This is a genomic window from Vibrio sp. AH4 (genome assembly GCF_030710545.1).
In the GTDB taxonomy this organism is placed as follows: Bacteria; Pseudomonadota; Gammaproteobacteria; order Enterobacterales; family Vibrionaceae; genus Vibrio; species Vibrio metoecus.
In genome coordinates this window covers 143,147-165,927 of record NZ_JALAIV010000003.1, presented here as the reverse complement: position 1 = coordinate 165,927, position 22,781 = coordinate 143,147, and the positions used below count along the sequence as shown (strand labels likewise).

The following is a 22,781-nucleotide window of genomic DNA, read 5'->3' as shown; positions in this document are numbered from 1 at the left end:
TATAAGAAATAAAAATCGGTCGCCACTCTAGCACAAATACAAACAAGATCAATTATCATTTGCATTAATTTAGAGTAAAACGTCTATTCGTCAACCCCAACTCAATAGATAGGCTTTTTTCGGTATAAAAAAACCGCCAGAAAGGCGGTTTTTATTCAAGCTTAGCTCAAGTTCGAGCAATTATTCGATCTCATTTTCCTGATCAAGTTCAGGCTTCGGTGCCACTTTCTTTTTCGGAATAAATACCGAATCACCCACTGCAACGTTTTGATAGAAACTCTTATCACGCGAAACTGGTTTTTTCGCTTTGGCCGGAGCTTTCGTTTTGTTCACACGTTTACTTGGCGCAGCTTTAGGCATCGCTTGACGTGGTTTTAGGCCTTTAAACTTACCTTGCAGCCCTTCCAGCACTTCAAACTGAATTTCTTGTTGTAAGAAAGCTTCTACTCGTTTGAAACTATCCCAATCTTTAGGCCCAACCAGTGACATCGCATCGCCTTTGTTACCCGCACGACCTGTACGGCCGATACGGTGAACGTACTCTTCCGTATGTTTTGGCATATCAAAGTTGATTACATGGGTGACCGACGGAATATCAAGCCCACGAGAAGCCACATCGGTGGTCACTAAAATCTTAAATACGGTGCGCTCAAACTGGCTCATGATGGTGTTGCGCTGTGTTTGGTTTAGGTTACCGCTCAACGCAACCGCTTTGAGGTTACTCTTATTAAGTTTTTCTGTCAGGCGATCGGTATCAGCACGCGTTGCGGTAAAGATGATCACTTGTCGGTACTCTGCATCTGCGAGAATGCGATCCAACAAGGCTTCTTTATGGTCTAAATGGTCACACAGGTAGAAGTGTTGAGTAATGTCTTTATGCTCTTCACTACCAATGCCAATCGCGATGCGTTTTGGCTCATTGAGCATTTCCATCGCCATGTCATTCACATCGGCGTGATCCAAAGTTGCAGAGAACATCAATGTTTGACGACGACGATGCTTCGCGGCGTTATGGATACGGCGCAACTCTTTGGCAAAACCCAAGTCCAGCATACGGTCGGCTTCATCCAACACCAGCGTTTCTAAACCTTCCAGAAACAGTGAACGGTGATCTAAGTGATCGGCTAAACGTCCCGGCGTAGCCACAATAAAGCGAGGACCACGAGCTAACGCCTTTACCTGATCGTTAAAGTTCTCACCACCCGTGATTAATGTCGCCGTATAGCTAAGACCTGCAAGCATAGAACGCAGTTCACCATACACTTGTTTTGCCAGTTCACGAGTTGGAACCAAAATGACGCCGCGAGGATCTTTTGCCGAAAATGCTTTGGTTTTTAAAGATTTGTGCAACATCGGCAGCACAAAGGCCAACGTTTTGCCCGAACCTGTCTTAGATGAAGCCAACAAATCGCGCCCGGCAATCGTTAACGGAATCGCCTGTTGTTGAATCTCTGTCGCTTGTTTGAAATTGTAATGCGCTAGATTTTTCAGTAAGCGATTATCTAAGCCTAAATCTTTAAATTGCAAAGTATTCTCCATCTTTGGTTCTGTTTAAAAGTACGAAGTAGATCACGAAAAAGCCCATTATGATAACGCAACTCACCCGTTCATAGATAGTCGAGGGATAAAATAATCCCAAAATGAATAAGTCTATCCAATACAAAAACCTCAACCCATAATCTAAAAAATAAGATGCCCGACAATTTATTGATTCATTGTCAAATTCTTGGATTTTTTTAACTTTTGAGGGCTAGTTTTGCGCAAAATAGCGACTACAATTGAAGCGTCCATATTTTAATTTCTCATAAGTATAGGACGTAACTGATACCGACTTTACCAAGTTAAGGAGTTCTCTATGAACAAGATGTTAATCGCAGCAGCAGCGTCTTCCGTACTTCTACTAGCGGGTTGCGCCTCTGGTCCTGATGAAGCTACCACTGCAAAAATGAACGAAATCAGCAATCAGGTCAGCGAACTGAACTCGCAAGTTGCTGCACTGACATCAAAAGTGGATCAAGCAACTGAAGCAGCTAAAGCTGCTCAAGAAGAAGCTGCTCGCGCAAATGAACGTATCGACAACATTGCTCAGTCTTACACCAAGTAATTTCTGAGTCATTGACCGAATTGAAGAGCCAGCAATTGCTGGCTCTTTTTTCTCTGAGGTTAAATAGCCATTACTGCTCGGCGGACTCCCAAACGGGCGGTGCAATCTCGACCGGCACACCATTTTGCGCCAAAATAGCGGCACGCGCTTTAGCATCTGAGACTTTATTTTCGTCTAACCACCAGTTCAGTTCTTGTGGCATCACTAAGGCGTGTTTAACACCGTCACTGCGCGTTAAAGGTTCGTGCACTTCAATAAACACACTGCGATCCGGCTCTAATGCGACTTTGATCGGCTCGTTAATAATACGAACTTTCTCACCACGTTCCACTTGCTGAAATAACCATTCGATATCTTTCGGATCCATACGAATGCAGCCTGAACTCACGCGCATACCGATCCCAAAATCTTTGTTGGTGCCGTGGATCAAATACTCGCCCGATCCATAAGCCAATCGCATCGCATAATCCCCCAGTGGGTTATCCGGTCCTGCTGGTACCACGGCGGGTAAAATATCCCCTTTGGCTTTATGTTCGCTACGGATCGATTCCGGCGGTGTCCAAGTCGGATTTTTGCGCTTACTGCTGATGGACGTTTGCATTACAGGGGTATCACGCCCAATCCGACCGATACCAACGGGGAAAATATGCACTTTCCCTTCATCAGGACGAAAGTAGTAAAGACGCAGCTCAGCCAGATTAATCACTATCCCTTCATACGGAACTTTAGGCAGGATAATTTGGGCAGGAATCGCAAGAACGAAGCCTTCTTGTGGCAAAAAAGGGTCGACCCCACGATTGGCGGCCATCAACGCTAGCAGACCAATATCGTACTGTTTAGCAATGTCCGACAGGGTTTGTCCTTTTTGAATTTCATGGTACTGCGTATTGCCGACAATACTGCTGCCTTCAACCGGCAACTCAAACACAGCAGCATTCACCCCGTAACTGATGACCCACGCACAACCGATTGCCCAAACTTTCTGCCACATACTGCTGATTATCCCTTCGCTGTTTTATACAAGCGTAAGGTTACTTCTCTTTCCTGTTTATGATCAACTAGTCGCGCAGGATATGACACGCTATTGACCGCAGGATAAGTCCAAGGTTGGTGGATATACGCGGCCGACATTGAGCGTAACTCAGGTACCCAGTGCCGAATAAATTCACCTTGTGGGTCAAATTTCTCCCCCTGGCTGACTGGGTTAAAAATTCGGAAATACGGTTGTCCATCGCAACCCGTGGAAGCGCACCACTGCCAGCCACCGTTGTTGGCCGCATAATCACCATCGATCAGCTTACTCATAAAATAACGCTCGCCCCAGCGCCAATCGATGTGCAGATCTTTAGTGAGAAAACTCGCCACAATCATGCGCAACCGATTATGCATCCATCCCGTTTGATTAAGCTGGCGCATCGCGGCATCAACAATCGGATAACCGGTGGTTCCTTCACACCAACGTTGGAATTTTTCGTTATCGTTCCACCATTCAAGTCGCGAACCCCATTCATGAAAATCACGACTTTTTGAAATGTTGGGTTCAATCGCCACTAAGTGTTGATAGAACTCACGCCAAATCAGCTCACTTAACCAGACTTGCGCCCCCTCGCTAAGCGCCCCCATCGAAGATTCTCGATACAGACGAGCCACACATTGTCGTGCCGATAACGCACCAATCGCCAGATAGGGCGAGAGCACACTCGTCCCTTCGCGCGCTGGAAAATCACGCAGCTGATGGTAATTCTGCACTTGCTCTCGGCAAAAATCGCGCAATTGATTACGTATGGTTTCAAAATCGACTGGCCATGATTGGCTATCGACTCTTGGGTAATCGAATGTTTGTGCTGAATTCCAAACCCAACTTGCCCATTCACTTGACAGCGTCCATGGCTCCGCAGGCTGATTTTTGGCAATGATAGGCGGCTGAAACAGACTCAACCAAGCGCGTTTAAACGGAGTAAACACTTTGAAGTGTTCGCCTTGCTTGGTACGAACGCAACCGGGGGGAAGGAGGCATTTGTCATCAAACGTAGTCCACGAAATGCCTCGCTCATCCAACAACAGCTCTGTATGTCTATCGCGTTGCTGCTCATCGAGTTCATAGTCACGATTGGCAAAGACTTGCGTGGCATTCAGCTTGCTTGCCAACTGACTCACCGCCTCTGCAGCGGCCTTAAAATCCGCCACTTGTTGGTATAACAGCGGCACATTAAGTGCGGCGAGTTCTTGTTGCAGTTCGCCTAACCGCCGCCAGATAAAATCGGCTTGAATCGGCGCTACATGATGTTGTTGCCACTGTGCCGGTGTTGCAATATAAACTGCGGCGACAGGTTCGCCGCTCGCGATCGCGGCACTTAGCGCTGTGTTATCCAAACTACGCAAATCGCGCCGAAACCAAACTAATTTCATACGGATACCTTACTGCTGTTGAAGCTGCTGTAATACTTCAGATAACACGCATTGTTGACCAAACTGCTGCTGCAAATGCGTCAATGCCGATTGCTGAATAGCGGGTAACGGGCGATGAGCATGTAGGGCTAGTATATGAAACTGCGCTAATCCAACATGGTCTTGTAAGCCACGAATATCGTCAACGGCTTCAAGCAAAGTCACTTGGTAGCCCTTTTCCGCCCATGTCAGCGCCCACAGCCATGCGTTAAGAGATCCGGCGTCGTCCAAGCTCAGGCACAAACATTTGCCTTTACTGGCCGCTTTATTTTCGGCATCCAGCACAAACGCCAATTTAGTGAGCATAAGAGTGCGGAATAACCCCATTTGCAGTGAGCGCAGCGGCCCTTTCACCCGTTCTAACGCTTCTAACACTGGGTGTATAAATTGGTTTTGCATCACCTCTAGCGGATACTCTTTCAGCACAGTGGCAATAACCTGCTCAGCTTTAGAGCGTTGCAACGCAGCCAAAGCGGTCAATAGCACCTCACACTCTTCCAACTGCGTCACTGACTGCGGGAGAAATTCCGCCTCTGGTGTGCCACTTTGTAATAGAGCGCCCACTTTGCCAATCGCCACCCCTTTTGCTAGCCAACTTTGGATCTGGCGGATCATCTCGATGTCTTGTTCTGTAAATAGGCGATGGCCTTTTTCAGTGCGATCAGGTTGTACCAAGTTATACCGACGCTGCCACGCTCGTAGCGTCACTGGTTTTACGCCCGTTATTTCCGCCACTTCACGTATTGCGTAGTGTTTTTCATCACAAGCCATAGCGTAATTTCAACTCCGAAGGATAAGGATTGAGGTAGCGTTGCTGATCCAGATACGGATCGGGGTACAACGCGAGGTAATGTTTCAATAAAGTCAGGGGGGCGAGCAAAGGCAGTTCAGCTAAGCGGTAACTTTCGATGACCTGCGCTAACTCCGCTTTTTGCGGCTTGTTGAGTGAGCGTTTGAAATATCCTTGTAAATGCATCAACACATTGGTGTTGTTTTTACGGCTCGCGGGGTGCGCGAGCGCTTGCATTAAACCTAAACGATATTCCTCAATAAACTGATCCAATGGGTACTGCTTCACATTGGCCACCCATTTTCCCAAAGCACGGTAGGACTCGGGATGATGCGCCATCAAACTCAATTTGTAGCGTGAATGAAATTCAACCACTTTCCTTGCACTCGGAGCTTCCCCCATACTGGTATAAAAATCATGTAGGCAGTAAATCCGTGTAATAAAGTTTTCACGCAATACCGGATCATGCAGGCGACCATCTTCTTCAACCGGCAACCACGGCATTTTCTCCATTAAGATGCGAGTGTAAATCCCCACCCCTTCTTTTTCGGCACTATTGCGCTTGTACACTTTGACTCGTTCCATACCGCAGCTGGGGGATTTCGCGCAGACGATATAGCCACACAGTTCCGCGTTGCTAAGTTCTGCCACTTTTTGTTGTGAGTAACTTTCTAACGCTTGGGTATGGTCACGCGTTCCATCCTTGGTTTCCACCAATGCAATACGTTCATTTTCTGAAAACAGCCGCAGCGTCGGACGTGGCACCGGTAGACCCATTCCCATTTCAGGGCAGACAGACACAAACTCCGCGTAGCGTGAAAGTTCATCCGTGACGAAATGGCTGATTTTATGCCCGCCATCGAAGCGAACCTTGGCTCCGAGAAGACAAGCACTGATGCCAATTTTGAGTGGTGTGGTCGGCATACGAGTCTCCAACACTTATCTGTACAATAAAAATTTATGTACAAGATCTATAGCACGTGATTTTGTGCTGTACAAATATTATTTTTGTACACCAAAGACAGGTACATAAAACCAAACGATTGGCTCAACGCTTGCCTTATCAGTTTCAACATATTTGGTTATCAATTGGAGATATCCGGAGCCAAAGAGAGTAATTTGTGACGATGCTCTCAAGGAGCCCCATCCATAGTGGCTAGTATTGGCGCAACAGATAAATCCTCAGCCAACAGGATTCGTAATCAATGTATTGGCTGAATTGAATTGGAGAATAACCATGGCAACCCCACACATTAACGCACAACCCAGTGATTTTGCTGAAACCGTACTGATGCCAGGCGATCCGCTGCGTGCGAAATACATTGCGGAAACCTTCTTGGAAAACGTGAAGCAAGTGTGCGATGTGCGCAGTATGTTTGGCTTTACCGGCACTTATAAAGGCAAAAAAGTTTCGGTGATGGGTCATGGCATGGGTATTCCATCATGCAGCATCTATGTACATGAATTAATTGCTGAATATGGTGTGAAAAACATCATCCGTATCGGTAGCTGTGGTGCCGTGCGTGACGATGTCAAACTGATGGATGTGGTGATCGGTATGGGCGCATCCACCGATTCAAAAGTAAACCGTATCCGCTTCAGTGGTCATGATTTTGCCGCCATCGCCGATTACGACTTGCTAGAAACCGCAGTAAATCAAGCGCGAGCTCAACAAGTTCCTGTAAAAGTAGGGAACGTATTTTCAGCCGATTTGTTCTACACCCCAGAGCCAGAAATCTTCGAAAAAATGAAGAAGCTGGGCATTTTAGGTGTGGATATGGAAGCGGCTGGCATCTACGGTGTTGCCGCTGATCTTGGCGCACGTGCGCTGACCATTCTGACGGTGTCTGACCACATCTTACGTGGTGAAAAACTCAGCTCTGAAGATCGTCAAAAGTCTTTTAACGACATGATGAAAGTGGCGCTTGAAACCGCAATCAACATCTAATTTATCTTGTCATCACCGTCAGGCTGAAATACTCCTGACGGTCAGAAATACCCCGAGGGGGAGATCGTGCCTAACGACCAACTACCACCGGACGCAGAAGGTTTACAACTCAACTTTTGTAAAACATTGGCGTGTGACAACTTTGGATTGAGTGAGGCAAAGCATTACGTTTTGCAGCGCGTAAACCCGAAACGGCCAGCGATGGTTTGTCGTGAATGTGGAGCTTTCCCCCCCTTACTTAATAATCACGAAGTGGTGAATGAACTGCACCGCTTGCGTCAACTGCACAGCGAAGGGCTACCCGCTTGCCATAATCCGGCTTGCGTCAATGCCAGTTTATCCGTACATACTCATAAGCAGTTGTATCATGCCTTCGGTTATAGCGGCGATCGCCAACGTTATCGTTGTAAAGCCTGTCACTCGACGTTTGTGGATAAATGGTCAGGCGCCAATCATAAACTCAACTTCCAAGAATCTCTGCTCGGGTTACTGTTTACAGGTTATTCGGTACGTGAAATTTGCCGTAAGCTCTCAATTAATCCGAAAACGTTTTACGATCACCTTGACCATATCGCGAGCCGCTGTCGGCGTAAACTCGCCATGATTGATGCCCGCTGGGTCAATCATGCCAACACTTACCAATTTGCTTCTCACTATCAACCGTTACAAGCACACAGCGGCAACGGAGTATTTTGGGTAGCGACTGGGGATGCCAAAACGGGCTATATCCTGTGCCAGCATCTCAACTACTCTGCCAATGAAGATCCAACCGGCAGCGTGGATCACGATCCCTACCAAACCCCCGCTCGCTTTGTACCCCGTGAGTATTTGGTTGAAGCACAAGCTTTCACTCACAAAGAGAGCGCAGCACTGCGTGAACGTATCGATAACCGCTATCAACTGATTTTGGCACGAGGCAATGTGGAAGACCCATTAGGTAATATGGCTCAATTCCACTACCCATCGAAAGGCGCGGTGATCCGTCCCCCCTACACCTCTTATGCCCATTATTTACATGTGTTGGATATGTGTGATCCTGAAAAACGGGTTTCGATTTTCATGCCGCAAGATCCTCTACTACGTTCGGCAGCATTGAGCGTCAGCCTATCGCGGATTCAACGTCAAAATGTTGACCTAATGTACGTAGAAGAAGACCAAGATTGGCAAGCTCCAACCTCATTCGACAAGACCGATATCGTGCATATGGGGTGGTGGCGAGATCGCTGGGCCATCGCCCACTCTGGTAGTAAAGCTAAAGGGGTCTGCTACCTAGCGGGCAACAACCCTGACCCACAGCACTGGTTACAGCACGCTTCTACTCGACAAATCGAATACTATCAAAACCGGTTCCAGTTACTGTTTGAATCGTTTGTTAATGAACCTCGTCGCAAACTACGTCCGGGAGGGATCCAACCCTTATTGGATATTTTCCGTGCATGGCATAATTTATGCTATCAAGATAAACACGGATTCACGGCAGCACAAAACTTAGGTTTATCGCAGCACCCTCTAACATTAAAGGAACTTTTGTCCTAAATTGCTTAGAAGAACAGAGTGTGAGATAGCACCAATTATTGTCGAATGACTTGATAAAAGTGTCCGTTTTTTCACATGAATTCGTGTTTAATGACGCCTTGTCCTTATAATGGGCAAGTCATGACGAGCATTAAATCGCCCAAGGACGACTGTATTTTGGACAAAAGCCAATATCTTCTTGAAATGGAAATCGAACAGCTCAGATCCCGTATTGAATCTGAGCCTGATAAGGTATTCATCCAAGCAGAACAGTGTTTAGTTCGTGCTCGGCAAATTCACTTTACCTCAGCCATTATTGAGTCACTGATCATCATGTCCCGCTGCCTCTGGTGCAAAATGGACTACCGCTCAGGCCTCAAATACATCAAAGAAGCGAATCAGAACCAGAGTAACCTCGATACAGATCATTTTCTGCCTGAAATTCTGCATATTCATGCCTTACATTACTGGGGGCAAGCCAAGTATTACACCGCACAGCAGTTTTGGATTAACGCATTAGAACAATCCGCATTGGTGGATGAACCAGAAACCGAAATTGAGTGCTTGATCGGCCTTGGTAATATTTGGCGTATCACAGGAGAGTATAAACTCGCCTGCTCCACTCATGAGCTAGCCGTAAAAGTGGCTAACAATACGCGCATTGGTTGGCTTGAAGGTAAAGCACGCATTTTATGGGCATGGGATCTCTACCATCTCAATCAATATGTCGATATGTTGACTGTGCTTGATGGGGCAGAAGAAGTGCTACAAAGTAACAGCAATGTGACTTGGCAAGCCGAAGTATGGGACTTCCGTGGTTTAGCTTTGCTTGGGCTAGAGCGAATAGAAGATGCTGAAGAAGCCACCCGCAAAGCCCATGAGCTGGCTGTGGCGAATAATCTCACTTGGATGAAAGCCCACTCATTCATCAGCCGTGCACGCCTAGAGCTACTGCGCAAAAATTTTGCGGTGGCCGCAGAGCTTTTAAGCAACGCAGAAAAGGCTGCCACGTCTTTTGATAATGGTGAACTCTTATCGCAAATCTGCTACCAGCAATCACGCGTGGCAGAAGAAAATGGTGATGCGCAGGCCGCGTTAATCGCCTTCAAAAAATACCGCCGCTATACCGTTATGATGCTGCGTGAACAAACCATGCGCGTGGGGATGGACAAAGCTCGTTCCTCAAAGCGCCAACTCGAACAACGAGCACGTAAGTTGATTAATCGTATTCGTGGCCAACACGAGTTTGATCCTGAAAAACATCTTTCCAATGTGGTCTCTGAAACCTATTGGTGGGAACAGTTGGTGCTGTTCAAAACCGAGCTGAAAAAATCGAACCACGCTGTTGTGGTGATCCAACACCCTAGCGCCAAATACATTGATGTGTGTACCGAAGTCATCCACTCTCTGTGCGCACCGCAAGATTTACTATCACGGCTCAGCAGTGACCGCCTCGGTTTGCTGTTGGCAGAAAAGGGCGAAGCCGCCTTAGAAATATTCCAAGTTATGGCCAAAATGATTGAGATTTACCCGTGGCACCGTAAAGGATTAGATGGCCCACTCCCCAAAATCACTCTCCAAGATATTCTGTCTTTCCCGTTTACGTTGGAACAGTTGATTGATAGCCAAGCACAGGAAGCATCGTATGGAAACCCTGCTCAGTAAGGTTAAAGAAGCGGGGCTAGACGCGGCCGCCGTCGCTGGAGAAGAGGCGATCATCTTCTGGAACCATGTCAGACAGCATGTGGCGACGACCGCTCAAGAGCGCGCGCAAAGTTATATCATCAGCGCTGAGTACCGCCGAGAAATGAAACAATGGCAAACCAGCATTGAAGAGCTGCGAGCGGCACTGTCACTCTTAGAGCTACCCGCGGATCTGGAGCTACTCCTTTCGGTTAAACACAGCCTAAGCGAGCGCTTGCTTGATCATGGCGATTATGTCGCTGCACTTTCCGAATACGTTGCGATCTCCAATATTGCCGTTGAGCATGGCATGATTGATGACTATGTGTTGGCCGTTCTTGGTATGGGCAACTTATGTGATGCCTATGGCGACCATAACCGAGCATTACGCTACTACCAGAAAATTGACAGCATAGATCATGCGATCTCCAGCCGCGCACTGCGTCTGCGCTACAAGCTGTATATGTTAGCCTGTTACATCAGCCTTGGACGTTATACTGCCGCGAATGACCTGATCAAAGAGTGTGAAGAACTCAGCATTCTGGTGAGTGACAAACAGCTGACGGGGCAAATTATGCTCTATCAAGCTCGGCTTTATCTACAACAAGGCAAAGTCCAGAAGGCGATGATGACGTTAGCCAATGCGCAGTACTCTTCATCCCTCACCCCATCAGACTGGCTCTCAAGCATGCTGCGTATTGAGCTCGCACATTGTTTATCTAAAGCCGGTAAAGCGCACCTTGCGACTTTGCTGCTTAGTAGCACCGAAAAGCGGTTAAAGAACATCCAATCCCCCTTTCTGGAAAAGTGCCTCTATGAAGCTTTCAGCGACGTTTGTGAGTTAGAAGGCCTCTTCAAAACCGCCCTGCAGTATGAAAAGAAAGTGTTTCGTATTGAAAGCGACTTAATGAAGCGGATCCCAATCAGTGAATTAGGTGCAATCCAGCTACGTCGCCTGTCGCGTTTTGAGTTACAACTCAAGCTGATCCTCTCCGAACTAGAGAATAGAGAGCTTAAAGAAACCACGGAAAACCAGAAAAATACCGTATTGCAGTTACAACAAGATGTGTTCACCGATCCACTAACCAAACTGCATAACCGTCGCTGGTTAGATGTGAAGCTCAAAGATTTACTCCTTCACGAAACGTCGTTTGCTTTCTTAGTGGTGGATATTGATCACTTTAAATCAATCAATGATGAGCTCAGCCACTTAGTCGGTGACAAAGCGATTGTGAATGTCTCTAGTGAGCTCGCGACTTATTTTAAATTTCGCGGCGCTTCCTGTGTGCGATTTGGTGGCGAAGAATTTCTGGTGATCTTAGAAAACGTGACCAGTGAAATGGCACAAATGCACGCCGAGAACTATCGTCAGCGCATTTTTGATTTCCCATGGCAAGAGGTTTTAGGTGAACGTGGCTTAACGGTCAGTATCGATATCACCCTACATCGCGAGGGTGAAAATACGCAACGTACTTTTTATCGGGCTGATAAAGCGCTATACCGCGCGAAAGCAAATGGTCGCAACCAAGTGTGTTTGGAGTAAGCCGAGATATCAAAAAAGCCGCTCATTTGAGCGGCTTTTCACTTTCAAAACTCCGTTTACTGCGAATCGATTTCGATGAGTAACGCTTCAACTGCAGCGGAGAGCTGGCGGTCTTCTCCCGCGACAATCGATTCTGGGTCGTTATACACCAAAATATCTGGCACGATCTCTTGGTTTTCAAACCAACGCCCTTGATCATCTTTCAGACCCAACTGTGGCACTCCATAAATTAAACCCGGCTCTTGTTGCTGCTCCCAAATCACAGCAGTTCCCGTACCGGGAACACGTTCGCCAACGAGTTTACCTAGCCCCTCTCGTTGGTAGAAATAAGGCACAATAGAGCCATCGGAGTAGCTATCAGCATTCGCCAGCATAATGCTCGGTTTTGCCCAACGACGCTCAGGGAATGAAGAAACGACATACCCATCTCGTGTCTGAAGTGATGAATGCCGAGTTCCGGAAAGAATTTCCATAATTTGATCATGTAGCCAACCGCCTGCGTTAAAGCGTACATCAACCACTAAGCCTAATTTATCTCTTTCTCGTCCAAACATATCGTTCTGCATTCGTTCAAAACTGGCTGCATCCATCGCGGCCAGATGCACATAACCTAAACGTCCACCGGAAAGTTTTTCCACTAAAGCGCGTCGCTGTTCAACCCATTGTTGGTAGAGTAATTCGCTTTCTTCATCTAGCCCAATCGGAACTAGAGTGAAGTTTTGGGCTTTCTCCTCACCGGGAGCCAGCACGCTCAGCCGAGTCAACTTGCCTTGGGTAAAATTGAGAAAACGGTGTATGTCTTGCTGATCAGAAATCTCTTTACCGTTAACCGAGTAAATAATCGCTCCCGCTTTGATGGGGGATTGATAGGTATCGGCAGGGCTACCCGGTAATACGCTTTTCACTCGGATCCCTTTGCCCCGGTAACGATCATCATAATAAAGCCCAAGCGAAGCAGGCTCTTCCCAGCTTGGGTTGCTGGCAGCAAAGGAAGCCCCTGTATGTGAAACGTTCAACTCACCAACCATCTCACTCAATAACTCAGCAAAATCGGAGTAAGTTCGAATGCTTGGGAGATGTTTACGATACTGTTCACCATAGCCAGCCCAATCCACACCATGCATTTGGGAGTCATAAAATTTGCTTTGTGTTAACCGCCAAGCATGTTCGAACAGGTAAGCCACTTCCGCACGAAAATCAAAATAAGCATTCGCTTCATAACGTACAAACTCTGTCTCTCGGGTCACCACATTGAGATTTTCGATCCCGTGTTCACCAATAATAAGTAGGCTTTCGTCATCCGCCGCCATCGCCAACAACATGGCATCTTCACTAAACCGACTAAACAGCGTCATCATTTCCCCACTGCCCAAATCAATCTGCGAAATTTGTACAGAATCGCCGACACGGTGAGCAATGATCAAATGGTGGTTATCTCGGGTTAAGTGTTTAAAAATGATATCCAGTGATGTCGGCGTCATGCGCATGGTGCGTAATTTCAGCCCTTGGCTTTCAACCATAGTCGCAGTGATGGGGACCGATTCACGATCATTGTGCTCATGATCGGCAGCCTGTTCGTCATCAAGCCATTGCTGCTCAGCGGTCTTACCAAAATTAAATTTGGCTTGGCGATTGAGCGCCACACCGTACACATCAAACTGTACAGGCAGGTCATCAATATCACGTAATCCTTTGGCATCCGTTAACCAATAGACCCATTGCCCATCCACACTAAATTGCGGAGCCGACTCAGAAAATCCGCTATTACTCAGGTTGATAGGGGCTTCACTACCATCAAATTTCAATAGCTGAACATCGCTATTAAAAGCCGCACGATCTCGCGTCACGAGATATTGGCTGTCAGGAGACCACTGGTAATCAAGATCTGAATCGATATAGGAATACAACGTTTGTGCATCTAACAGGGTATACGTTTTATCTTCCTCAATATCATACACTTTGAGCGTATTGCTATTTTCACGGTAGGCAATTCGCTTTCTATCAGGAGAGTAAAGAGGCTGTGTCAGGTCTTCTGTCGCAGTCAACAAAGGTTCCTCCACAATATCGAGCGATGTGGAGAAGCTTTTTCCGCCATCATTCACGTAGCTTTGGTAAATATCCCAACTCCCACCGCGCTCTGAGGCATAAATCAATCGATAACCATCGCTCGAAAATGTAATGTTACGTTCTGCCTCTGGGGTATCAGTGATCCGCTTGGTTAACCCTGAGAGTAAGGAGACCACATAAACATCTCCCCGTGCGATAATCGCCACCTCAGGAGAGCTGGGTGATACCACCATTTCGGTCGTTTCATGGTTAAAATTCACCGAATGACGACCATCCGGCATTGCGCTACGGCGTATCGATACGGCAACTTTTTGAGGTTGTTTCGCTCCAGCTTGGAGTCGCCAGATCTCACCATCAAAACCGTATACCAAGTCGCCTTGTAAGCTGGCACTCAAAAACCTTACAGGGAGCTTCTCATGTGCGGTGATGGCGACGGGCTCGGAACCATCAAATCGCTGTTGCCATACGTTAAAGCTGCCGCCCCGCTCCGAAAGATAGTACATCGATGAACCATCGGCGCCCCAAACTGGGTTACGGTCTTCACCTCGGAAGGAAGTCAGTTGAACATGTTGCCCGGTTTGGGGCGACCATCGCCAGATGTCCCGCGTTGCATCTGATATTGCACCTTTGCGCCACGGCTGTTCATCTGAGGGTTGATTGGTATAGAGAATATCTCTTTGTGTCGGTGAGACTGCGAGATCGCTCACTGCAATCGGCAGAACCATTCGTTCACGCCCGCCCGTCACGGGGATGGAATAAAGCTGAGCGGTGAAACTCCCCTGTTTGACATTGGCATCGGCTTTATCATCTCCCAATCGGCGTGATGCAAAATAGAGTTGTGTTCCGTCGGCAGAAAAAGCGTAGGGAGTATCTTTAGCCCCATGATAAGTCAAACGACGGCTTTCACCGCCTTGCACTGCAAGAATAAATACATCGCCTTCACCATAACGGTTCGCAGAAAAGGCGAAAGATTGGCTGTCAGGAGACCACACCGGCATCTCACTGTATACGCCACTTTCAGTTAAGGCGATAGCCTCTCCTCCTTGTGCCGGCACCAACCAGATTTGCCCAGCATAAGTAAACGCAATCTGCTGCCCATTCGGTGAAAGCGCAATATCTCTTAACCACGTGGGATGTGAATAAGACGGTTCTAGCTGCTGATTTGCACTTGCAATGCCCACCATTGGGGCATTCATAAACAGAGCCAACAGCAACGCAGAACGCAAAGTGAAACGGGGCAAGGGCATCGTTTTTCCTTATCAGTAGATTGGCATACATCATTTTTTAAAATGAAACGTTACCCTAACTCGATAAGAACGTCTAAATCATTTCATCTGATAAAGACGATTGCCCCACCCTCATAACCTATATTGGCGAGAAATGAGCGATTTACACCGCGCGATGACGTAAGTGTTGCCACTCAGGATGGCGTTCAAGGTAGTGCACAACATAACTGCATACCGGTACCACCGTGAACCCTGCACGTTCAATTTCAGGTAATACACTTTCCATCATCACTTTTCCGTACCCTTTGCCTTGTAACTCGTCAGGCACTCTAGTCGAAGTAATATGCAGCACGTTATCTTGTTGCTGATATTTCACTACGGCTTGATAGTCGCCTTCCAGTGTCACTCGATAGCAGTTATTTGCAGCATCATGTTGCACAACGTGGGTCATACTGAATCCTTTTCTGATAGATAGATCAAATTTGTTGGAGACTCTCTGAATTGAATCTACACTTATCTCACCATAGAATTCAATGGACTGAACGACATGTATAAGTCGTATCGCAACACGGAGAGGTTAAATGAATTCACGGCCCGCTGAAAAAATTGATGATAATAATGGGCAACTGCAGACTCAACGAAGCAAGACCGTTTCGACGATAAACAGCACGGATGCGCTGGCGATGGTCGAACACGGTAGTGAACTGACTTTAAGTATTACCACCCCAGTGGGAACAAAATTTGTCTGCCGGACCCCGTTTATTGGGACTCATACCGACAAATTTTTGCTCGTTGAAATGCCCAAAATTTCTGCTGACGATTTGCAATTCTTCTTTCAAGAAGGGTTCTGGATGAACATTCGCGCCATCTCACCAAGAGGAGAAGGCGCACTGATTCATTTCCGTAGTCAATTGATGCACATCTTGCAAGAGCCCGTTCCACTCGCCTTTTTATCGATCCCGAATACGATGCAAGTCTCGCAATTGCGTAAAGAGCCAAGGTTTGAGCTGAATTTGGCAGGTAAGGTCGTGTTTGATGAACACCGTGGTGATTGTGAGCTACGTGACTTATCCCGTAGTGGCTGTCGTTTCATTACGCCACCTTTAGGCAAAACTTACCAAGTCGGCGACCTTGTGGCTCTTGAGATATTTTCTGACTTACGGGGGACCCAAAGTTTCCCACCTTTGACTGGTAAAATTTGTAACTTACAGCGTTCGCTACATCATGCGCGCTATGGGTTGGAATTTAATGAAGAAGGCAAAACTAACGCTAAAAACTTGCTCGCTCAATTGAAGTTTAATGGCACCAAATTAACACTCAATACAGACAAGAAAGCGTAACCCTTTGAAAGCACCACGGTGAATAGCGATGGTGAGATGACCATAAGAAAACCCCCAGTCGAACTATAACGACTGGGGGTTTTTGTTAATGAAACAGCGCGCGATCAATCAAGAGATTATCCCAAAAAGGAAATGTACCCTTGGAGAATGATCAAATTCACGATATCGATGAAAAAAGCCCCCACAATCGGTACCACCATAAACGCTTGTGGTGAAGGGCCAAAGCGTTTCACCACTGAGCCCATGTTCATCACGGCAGTAGGGGTTGCGCCTAAACCAAAACCGCAATGCCCCGCAGAGATCACAGCGGCATCGTAGTTTGCTCCCATCACTTTAAACGTAACGAAGTAGCAAAAAATCCCTAATACCACAGATTGAATAGCCAAGATCACCAGAAACGGCAGTGCTAAATCAAAAATATTCCACAATTTCAGACTCATCAGAGCCATGGCCAAAAATAGCGATAAAGAAACCGTCCCCAAAATATCGACCGTTTCAGCATCCACCTTGCGTAACCTAGTCACCTCCAGCAGATTAGTGATAAAGACCCCAATGAATAAGGCATACACAAAATCTGGGATCATCAACCAGCGGATCTCAAATGTCTTAACCCAAGCCTCAAGGTACTTCGCCCCTGTAACGCATATGAGCAAGATAAACAGAATTTCAATCACCTTTTTCGCGGTGACTTTATCTTCTTCATATTCGTTATACGTCACTAACTCAGGAAAACGCGAGTGCGTTTGCGTACCGCGCCCGTATTCAGATTCAATACCGTGTTTATCGATCAGCTTCTGCGCAACAGGGCTACCAATGATACCGCCAATAATTAAACCGAACGTGGCTGATGCCATCGCGATTTCTAAAGTGTTCGTTAAGCCATAGTTTTCCGCAAACGTATTGGCCCATGCGGCACCTGTGCCATGCCCACCAGATAACGTAATCGAGCCTGCGATTAACCCCAATAACGGATCCAAGCCCAGCCCAGCAGCCAGCGAAACCCCCACCCCATTTTGGATGATGATGAACACTGAAGCGACCGCCAAAAATAGAAATACTTTCGCCCCACCTTTCACAAGCTGGGTGTAGTTCGCGGCGAGCCCCACAGTGCTGAAGAACATCAGCATGAAAACGTTTTGCAGTGGCAGTGAAAATTCCATATCGATGCCCTGAAAGTGTAATCCCGTGATCACACAAGCAACCACTAATCCACCGACAATCGGTTCGGGAATATTGAACTTCGTTAGAATGGGCAATTTGGCATTAATAAAATGCCCTAAGAACAGGACGCTGATAGCAATCAGGAAAGACTCTAATGCTCCAATTGAAATGATCTGATTCATAGTACCTCTTTATTTTTCAGGCTCATCTCTCCTTGATAAGCGGGCGTCAAAACCATTTGGCGACGCCAAAACACAACATCACTCCAGTGCGATAGTTATCCTCTAATAAACGGCCAAACGACCATATAAAGCAATGATATTGAACGGACAAATTTCCATTTAATGCTAATTTCTAGCAAAAAATTAGTGAAAATAGCGGGCGATCATACCCAAAAGACAAAAAAATAGCCAATCGCAAGAACCGCGATTGGCTTATATATGGTGTGAACAATTCTATTCACTAACAACGTCAGTTGGCTAGGTGACCCTCGGCTTAACAAGGGTCACATAAACTAATGCACGAACTGTGCCAACTTAATAAACCCTTATTTTTGTGATGCTTTGTCAGAAAATTCTGACTCAAACCCCGATTTGTTGCAATTTGCAATTTGCAATTTGCAATGAAACCGCAATATGAATATGAACCTTATTGTTGAGCATCAGGTAATGTTATCGCTCGCCGAATCTACCGGAGTTGCAACGAAGAAACCTATCAACCGCTTAGCGCTTAACTACAAGTGAAAAAAGAACGGGTATACTATCCGCCTAATTCAATTGGCAGGAAAAACAATGAACTACTTGAGCACCTACTTCAAAGGGCTAGCAATGGGCGCCGCCGATGTTGTTCCCGGCGTTTCTGGCGGAACCATCGCCTTCATTACCGGCATTTATGACACTCTGCTTGAAAGCATTCGCCGTATCAACCCTAGCCTAGTGGGTGTGCTAAAAGCACAAGGCGTAGCCGGTGCCTTTCGTCATATCAATGGCTGGTTTTTGATCACGTTATTTGGGGGCATCTTCACCAGTATTGCTACCTTGGCCAAACTCATTTCTTGGCTGCTTGTGGCTCATCCCGTGCCAATCTGGTCATTTTTCTTTGGTCTGATTGTGGTTTCTGTGTGGCATATGCTGCGCCAGGTTGAGCAAAAAACCTTTTCGCGCCTACTGTGGCTGATTGCCGGAGCCCTATTTGCTTACGGGATTACCGTGCTAAAGCCGTTACACTTAGAGCCCACTTACCTCAATGTCATGCTCTCCGGAGCGATTGCCATTTGTGCCATGATCCTACCCGGTATTTCTGGCAGCTTTATTTTGCTGCTGATCGGTATGTATGCTCCAGTACTTGGTGCGGTAAAAACACTGCAGATCGATATTCTGCTGCTGTTTTTAAGTGGATGCGTGATGGGCTTGCTCAGTTTCTCACATGTACTCTCTTGGTTATTACGACGCCATCGAGACATCACCTTAACTTTCCTGACGGGTCTGATGCTCGGCACATTACCGAAAATCTGGCCTTGGAAAGAAACACTCTCTTGGCGTGTGAATTCCAGCGGAGAACAAGTTCCGTTGCTGCAACGCAATCTCTCTCCTTTTGAGTTTGAAGCGCTGACATCACAGCCGTCACAATGGGTATTGGCAATTGTGCTCATGCTTGCCGCGGTTGCGCTGGTATTGGGGCTAGAAAAATACGCAGAAAAGTAGTTTTCTGATCCGATAGCACTTTCTGTCATCCTCAGCAGAATCACATCAAGGCGATCATATCGCCTTGATTTTTATAAGAGCCGCTGCACATTTCCCCGTTGATAAACCCTGAAATAAGTCGGCTCATGCTAACATCACCTCACTCACTCAATTTGGGATTACTGATGTGAAGAATATACTCAAAGGGATTGCGCTCCTCCTTGCGCTCTGCGCAGGTTTTTTTGCCAATGACCTCCTCACCTGGTTGCAACAACCCCAACGAAACCTCAGTGATTACTGCTTACTTTCGACGAGTGATTGTCAGCAAGCGGGAGTCACTATGCGCCTTGCCCAAGATAACGCTCATCCGCTGATGGCAAATCGACTCACTGTGCGCTGGCCAAATACCAACGCACAAAACCTGATCTTGACCTTAGAAGGTCTTGAAATGAACATGGGCAGCGCAAAATTTTCGCTATCCCCCAACGAAGAAGGCACCTACGTCGCAGACATTATTTTGCCTGTCTGTACCGCTGACGCGATGACTTGGATTGGCGAGTTGAGCGATGGTCAACAAACCGTTTACCCAGCAATTAGGATGGAACGATGAGTAAGAATTGGTCACTGATTTTAGTGGTGGCTTTCACCCTCGGGTTTGGTGTGAAAGCGTATCTTGATAGCCAACATAAACTGGCGGCAGAAAGCACTGCTCCGCTAGCATTATTGGGTGAAAACCAACAAGCGGTACAGCTCTTTGATCCAGCAGATCCCAGAATCCGCATCGTCTATTTTGGTTTTACGCGTTGCCCAGACGTTTGTCCAACTTCTTTAGCCATGCTATCGGCGGCCTTAAACCAAGTCGATGACAACGCTAAATCACAATTACGTCCGATGTTTATTTCGCTTGATCCTGAACGCGATGATGCCAAGCTCGCGGCTCAATACGCCCACTATTTTCATCCCATGATCGAAGGTGCATCAGGCTCAATCGAGACCACGCAACAGCTTGCCCAAAAATACGGTGTCATTTTTCGTAAAACGGAATTACCCAATTCAGAGCTGAAATACACCTTAGATCACAGCTCTTATTTCTATTTCTTGCAGCCAGATGGCACCTTGATCAATAAAGTGCCGCATACCCAAGACCCCGCACCGATCGTGGATGCGATACAAAAAGTCATACATTCAAAAGGATAATTTGATGAAACTGAAAACCATGCTTCTTGCTAGCCTACTGCTTAGCACATCAGCCTTAGCTCAATCAGACATCATGGTTCACCAAGCTTATGCGCGTGCGACTCCTCCTGCCGCAGTCAATAGCGCCTTTTTTGGTGAAGTAATGAACCACAGTGATGTGGAGCGCTACATTGTTTCCGCCAGCAGCGAAGTGGCTGCCAAAGTGGAGCTGCATGACGTCATTAAAGAAGGTGATGTGATGAAAATGCGCCAAGTGCCTGAATTTGTTATCCCTGCCAAAGGTACCTTAGTGTTAAAACCAGGCAGTTTCCACATCATGCTGCTTGAATTGAAAAAGCCACTGCAAGAGGGCGAGAATATCGAAGTGGAAATCACGTTTAAAAACGGGGAGAAGCAAATGATTACGGCACCGGTGAAAAAAGTGATGTCCGGTATGGCTGAGCACAGCTCTCACTAGCGTCTTGATGAGTAAGCACTGTACCGCAGGGCTTACTCAACTAACTTCCCCTCACCACTACCCTCTCACCTCTTTCCAAGCCTTATCCATCGTTCTGTTTTCCCCTCTTTTTATTACGTTTTTTACTTATCTGTGTCGCATGCACAGTCCTCAAGCTACGCTTTTTCAGCACTTGGCAACAAATTCATCACTTCCTCTCAAAATCCACAACTTATCACGCCGATTATCAATTATCGGTAGACACATTATCTTGTGCGGTTAATATTGGAGACCTTCAGGATTTATGACTGAAGTAACAATAATTCAAATCTTTTATGATTCGCAGGGATAACTATGCAAAACAACTCGTTTTTCGCCCGTTTTGCGCGTGGAAATCTGGTATTACAAATCTTAGCTGGCATCCTGTTAGGTGCTGCCCTAGCTATTTTTTCACCAGAAAACGCCCAAAAAGTGGGATTACTAGGTAATTTATTTGTAGGTGCATTGAAAGCCGTTGCACCAGTGTTGGTGTTTATTCTGGTTGCGTCCTCTATCGCTAACCAAAAGAAAAATCAACACACTTACATGCGTCCGATCGTTGTGCTGTACCTATTTGGCACCTTTTCAGCAGCACTGACCGCCGTTATTCTTAGCTTCCTGTTTCCAACCACACTCGCGCTTGTCAGCGGTGCGGAAGGAGCAACACCACCGCAAGGTATTGCAGAAGTTCTTAACACGCTGCTGTTCAAATTGGTCGATAACCCAGTGAATGCTCTGATGAGCGCTAACTACATCGGCATTTTGGCTTGGGGGGTGGGTTTAGGTTTAGCGCTTCATCATGCCTCTGCAACCACCAAAGCGGTATTTGAAGACCTCAGCCATGGCATCTCACAAATTGTGCGCTTTATTATTCGTCTCGCGCCATTTGGTATTTTTGGCCTAGTAGCCGCAACGTTCGCGACCACAGGTTTTGGTGCTCTGGCCGGTTATGCTCAATTACTCGCCGTACTGCTCGGGGCAATGGCCTTTATCGCATTAGTTGTGAACCCGCTGATCGTTTACTACAAAATCCGTCGTAACCCTTTCCCACTGGTTTTACAGTGCTTACGTGAAAGTGGCGTGACCGCATTTTTCACTCGTTCTAGCGCCGCGAATATCCCAGTGAACATGGCGTTGTGTGAAAAGCTGAAGCTCGATGAAGATACGTACTCAGTTTCAATCCCTCTGGGTGCCACCATCAACATGGCTGGCGCAGCCATCACCATCACGGTACTGACTCTCGCTGCGGTTCATACTATGGGCATTGAGGTCGATCTGATGACAGCGTTGCTCCTGAGCGTAGTTGCTGCCGTATCGGCATGTGGTGCATCTGGCGTTGCTGGCGGCTCACTGCTGTTGATCCCGCTGGCGTGTGGTCTGTTTGGTATTTCCAACGATGTCGCGATGCAGGTCGTTGCGGTTGGTTTCATCATCGGCGTGATTCAAGATTCAGCAGAAACGGCGTTGAACAGCTCAACCGACGTTCTTTTCACGGCAGCGGTTTGCCAAGCAGCCCAAGAGCAAAAGGCAACGAGTTCAGCAAACCGTTATGATTCAGAAGTCACTATGAAATAATGCTTTCGCATGACATAAAAAATGGGC

19 protein-coding genes are annotated in these 22,781 nt (G+C 46.9%); 11 read left to right on the top strand and 8 right to left on the bottom strand.

Annotation, left to right across the window (positions count from 1 at the left end; translation table 11 throughout):
• Nucleotides 1–180 precede the first annotated feature (180 nt).
• Complete coding sequence (locus MKA69_RS13890) at nucleotides 181–1,527, bottom strand: DEAD/DEAH box helicase (RefSeq protein ID WP_305848312.1); 1,347 nt, start codon at nucleotides 1,525–1,527, stop codon at nucleotides 181–183.
• A 328-nt stretch (nucleotides 1,528–1,855) separates the two neighbouring features.
• On the opposite strand from MKA69_RS13890, the gene MKA69_RS13885 reads away from it, so the two are divergent.
• Complete coding sequence (locus tag MKA69_RS13885; RefSeq protein WP_001038492.1) at nucleotides 1,856–2,104, top strand: Lpp/OprI family alanine-zipper lipoprotein; 249 nt, start codon at nucleotides 1,856–1,858, stop codon at nucleotides 2,102–2,104.
• Between the two features lie 70 nt (nucleotides 2,105–2,174).
• Here MKA69_RS13885 and MKA69_RS13880 read toward each other — a convergent pair whose 3' ends face one another.
• From MKA69_RS13880 to MKA69_RS13865, 4 genes are read right to left on the bottom strand one after another with little or no spacing between them, the layout of a single operon-like run.
• Complete coding sequence (locus MKA69_RS13880; protein WP_305848311.1) at nucleotides 2,175–3,095, bottom strand: L,D-transpeptidase family protein; 921 nt, start codon at nucleotides 3,093–3,095, stop codon at nucleotides 2,175–2,177.
• 8 nt (nucleotides 3,096–3,103) lie between these two features.
• Nucleotides 3,104–4,513 (bottom strand): deoxyribodipyrimidine photo-lyase, encoded by a 1,410-nt coding sequence (gene phrB / locus MKA69_RS13875; protein ID WP_305848310.1) that lies wholly within the window; start codon nucleotides 4,511–4,513, stop codon nucleotides 3,104–3,106.
• 9 nt (nucleotides 4,514–4,522) lie between these two features.
• Complete coding sequence (locus tag MKA69_RS13870; RefSeq protein WP_055027947.1) at nucleotides 4,523–5,323, bottom strand: MerR family transcriptional regulator; 801 nt, start codon at nucleotides 5,321–5,323, stop codon at nucleotides 4,523–4,525.
• The gene (locus MKA69_RS13865; protein WP_195708041.1) at nucleotides 5,313–6,266 is read right to left on the bottom strand and encodes a DUF523 and DUF1722 domain-containing protein; all 954 of its coding nucleotides are present in this window, start codon (nucleotides 6,264–6,266) and stop codon (nucleotides 5,313–5,315) included. Before MKA69_RS13865 ends, MKA69_RS13870 begins: the two co-directional genes overlap by 11 nt.
• 313 nt (nucleotides 6,267–6,579) lie before the next feature.
• Between MKA69_RS13865 and deoD the strand changes: the two genes are divergently transcribed.
• The 4 genes from deoD to MKA69_RS13845 all read left to right on the top strand — a co-directional run bounded on the left by deoD (nucleotide 6,580) and on the right by MKA69_RS13845 (nucleotide 12,031).
• Nucleotides 6,580–7,290, top strand: coding sequence for a purine-nucleoside phosphorylase (gene deoD / locus MKA69_RS13860; RefSeq protein WP_305848309.1), 711 nt, complete (start codon nucleotides 6,580–6,582; stop codon nucleotides 7,288–7,290).
• Nucleotides 7,291–7,356: 66 nt separating this feature from the next.
• Entirely contained in the window at nucleotides 7,357–8,826 is a 1,470-nt protein-coding gene (locus MKA69_RS13855; RefSeq protein ID WP_055029282.1) for a hypothetical protein, read from the top strand.
• 156 nt (nucleotides 8,827–8,982) lie between these two features.
• The gene (locus MKA69_RS13850; protein ID WP_055027949.1) at nucleotides 8,983–10,470 is read left to right on the top strand and encodes a hypothetical protein; all 1,488 of its coding nucleotides are present in this window, start codon (nucleotides 8,983–8,985) and stop codon (nucleotides 10,468–10,470) included.
• Nucleotides 10,451–12,031 (top strand): GGDEF domain-containing protein, encoded by a 1,581-nt coding sequence (locus MKA69_RS13845; protein ID WP_305848308.1) that lies wholly within the window; start codon nucleotides 10,451–10,453, stop codon nucleotides 12,029–12,031. The genes MKA69_RS13850 and MKA69_RS13845 overlap by 20 nt, the downstream gene beginning before the upstream one ends.
• A gap of 56 nt (nucleotides 12,032–12,087) precedes the next feature.
• On the opposite strand, the gene MKA69_RS13840 is transcribed toward MKA69_RS13845, so the two are convergent.
• Nucleotides 12,088–15,345: a S41 family peptidase gene (locus MKA69_RS13840; protein WP_305848307.1), complete on the bottom strand. Its 3,258-nt coding sequence runs from the start codon at nucleotides 15,343–15,345 to the stop codon at nucleotides 12,088–12,090.
• Nucleotides 15,346–15,487: 142 nt separating this feature from the next.
• On the bottom strand, nucleotides 15,488–15,775 hold the full coding sequence (locus MKA69_RS13835) for a GNAT family N-acetyltransferase (protein WP_055029280.1): 288 nt from the start codon (nucleotides 15,773–15,775) through the stop codon (nucleotides 15,488–15,490).
• A gap of 130 nt (nucleotides 15,776–15,905) precedes the next feature.
• On the opposite strand from MKA69_RS13835, the gene MKA69_RS13830 reads away from it, so the two are divergent.
• Nucleotides 15,906–16,664 carry a flagellar brake protein gene (locus tag MKA69_RS13830; protein ID WP_055029279.1) on the top strand — a complete coding sequence of 253 codons (759 nt, stop codon included), beginning with the start codon at nucleotides 15,906–15,908 and terminating at the stop codon, nucleotides 16,662–16,664.
• A 116-nt stretch (nucleotides 16,665–16,780) separates the two neighbouring features.
• Here the strand turns inward: MKA69_RS13830 and gltS are convergent, their stop codons facing one another.
• Nucleotides 16,781–18,007 carry a sodium/glutamate symporter gene (gene gltS / locus MKA69_RS13825; protein ID WP_305848306.1) on the bottom strand — a complete coding sequence of 409 codons (1,227 nt, stop codon included), beginning with the start codon at nucleotides 18,005–18,007 and terminating at the stop codon, nucleotides 16,781–16,783.
• 609 nt (nucleotides 18,008–18,616) lie between these two features.
• On the opposite strand from gltS, the gene MKA69_RS13820 reads away from it, so the two are divergent.
• The 5 genes from MKA69_RS13820 (at nucleotide 18,617) to sstT (ending at nucleotide 22,754) form a co-directional block, all read left to right on the top strand.
• Complete coding sequence (locus MKA69_RS13820; protein WP_055029278.1) at nucleotides 18,617–19,528, top strand: DUF368 domain-containing protein; 912 nt, start codon at nucleotides 18,617–18,619, stop codon at nucleotides 19,526–19,528.
• 166 nt (nucleotides 19,529–19,694) lie between these two features.
• Nucleotides 19,695–20,117 carry a hypothetical protein gene (locus MKA69_RS13815; protein ID WP_305848305.1) on the top strand — a complete coding sequence of 141 codons (423 nt, stop codon included), beginning with the start codon at nucleotides 19,695–19,697 and terminating at the stop codon, nucleotides 20,115–20,117.
• On the top strand, nucleotides 20,114–20,704 hold the full coding sequence (locus tag MKA69_RS13810) for an SCO family protein (RefSeq protein ID WP_000042308.1): 591 nt from the start codon (nucleotides 20,114–20,116) through the stop codon (nucleotides 20,702–20,704). The genes MKA69_RS13815 and MKA69_RS13810 overlap by 4 nt, the downstream gene beginning before the upstream one ends.
• 4 nt (nucleotides 20,705–20,708) lie before the next feature.
• A complete protein-coding gene (locus MKA69_RS13805) occupies nucleotides 20,709–21,161 on the top strand; it encodes a copper chaperone PCu(A)C (protein ID WP_000769875.1) in 453 nt (150 codons plus the stop codon).
• 333 nt (nucleotides 21,162–21,494) lie between these two features.
• Nucleotides 21,495–22,754, top strand: coding sequence for a serine/threonine transporter SstT (sstT, locus tag MKA69_RS13800; RefSeq protein ID WP_055033826.1), 1,260 nt, complete (start codon nucleotides 21,495–21,497; stop codon nucleotides 22,752–22,754).
• Nucleotides 22,755–22,781 lie beyond the last annotated feature (27 nt).

What these genes read in the sequence shown, in the direction of transcription:
- MKA69_RS13885 (WP_001038492.1), top strand. Translation starts at nt 1,856, where the DNA reads ATGAACAAGATGTTAATCGCAGCAGCAGCGTCTTCCGTACTTCTACTA.
- MKA69_RS13880 (WP_305848311.1), bottom strand. Translation starts at nt 3,095, where the DNA reads ATGTGGCAGAAAGTTTGGGCAATCGGTTGTGCGTGGGTCATCAGTTAC.
- phrB (WP_305848310.1), bottom strand. Translation starts at nt 4,513, where the DNA reads ATGAAATTAGTTTGGTTTCGGCGCGATTTGCGTAGTTTGGATAACACA.
- MKA69_RS13870 (WP_055027947.1), bottom strand. Translation starts at nt 5,323, where the DNA reads ATGGCTTGTGATGAAAAACACTACGCAATACGTGAAGTGGCGGAAATA.
- MKA69_RS13865 (WP_195708041.1), bottom strand. Translation starts at nt 6,266, where the DNA reads ATGCCGACCACACCACTCAAAATTGGCATCAGTGCTTGTCTTCTCGGA.
- deoD (WP_305848309.1), top strand. Translation starts at nt 6,580, where the DNA reads ATGGCAACCCCACACATTAACGCACAACCCAGTGATTTTGCTGAAACC.
- MKA69_RS13845 (WP_305848308.1), top strand. Translation starts at nt 10,451, where the DNA reads ATGGAAACCCTGCTCAGTAAGGTTAAAGAAGCGGGGCTAGACGCGGCC.
- MKA69_RS13840 (WP_305848307.1), bottom strand. Translation starts at nt 15,345, where the DNA reads ATGCCCTTGCCCCGTTTCACTTTGCGTTCTGCGTTGCTGTTGGCTCTG.
- MKA69_RS13835 (WP_055029280.1), bottom strand. Translation starts at nt 15,775, where the DNA reads ATGACCCACGTTGTGCAACATGATGCTGCAAATAACTGCTATCGAGTG.
- MKA69_RS13830 (WP_055029279.1), top strand. Translation starts at nt 15,906, where the DNA reads ATGAATTCACGGCCCGCTGAAAAAATTGATGATAATAATGGGCAACTG.
- gltS (WP_305848306.1), bottom strand. Translation starts at nt 18,007, where the DNA reads ATGAATCAGATCATTTCAATTGGAGCATTAGAGTCTTTCCTGATTGCT.
- MKA69_RS13820 (WP_055029278.1), top strand. Translation starts at nt 18,617, where the DNA reads ATGAACTACTTGAGCACCTACTTCAAAGGGCTAGCAATGGGCGCCGCC.
- MKA69_RS13810 (WP_000042308.1), top strand. Translation starts at nt 20,114, where the DNA reads ATGAGTAAGAATTGGTCACTGATTTTAGTGGTGGCTTTCACCCTCGGG.
- MKA69_RS13805 (WP_000769875.1), top strand. Translation starts at nt 20,709, where the DNA reads ATGAAACTGAAAACCATGCTTCTTGCTAGCCTACTGCTTAGCACATCA.
- sstT (WP_055033826.1), top strand. Translation starts at nt 21,495, where the DNA reads ATGCAAAACAACTCGTTTTTCGCCCGTTTTGCGCGTGGAAATCTGGTA.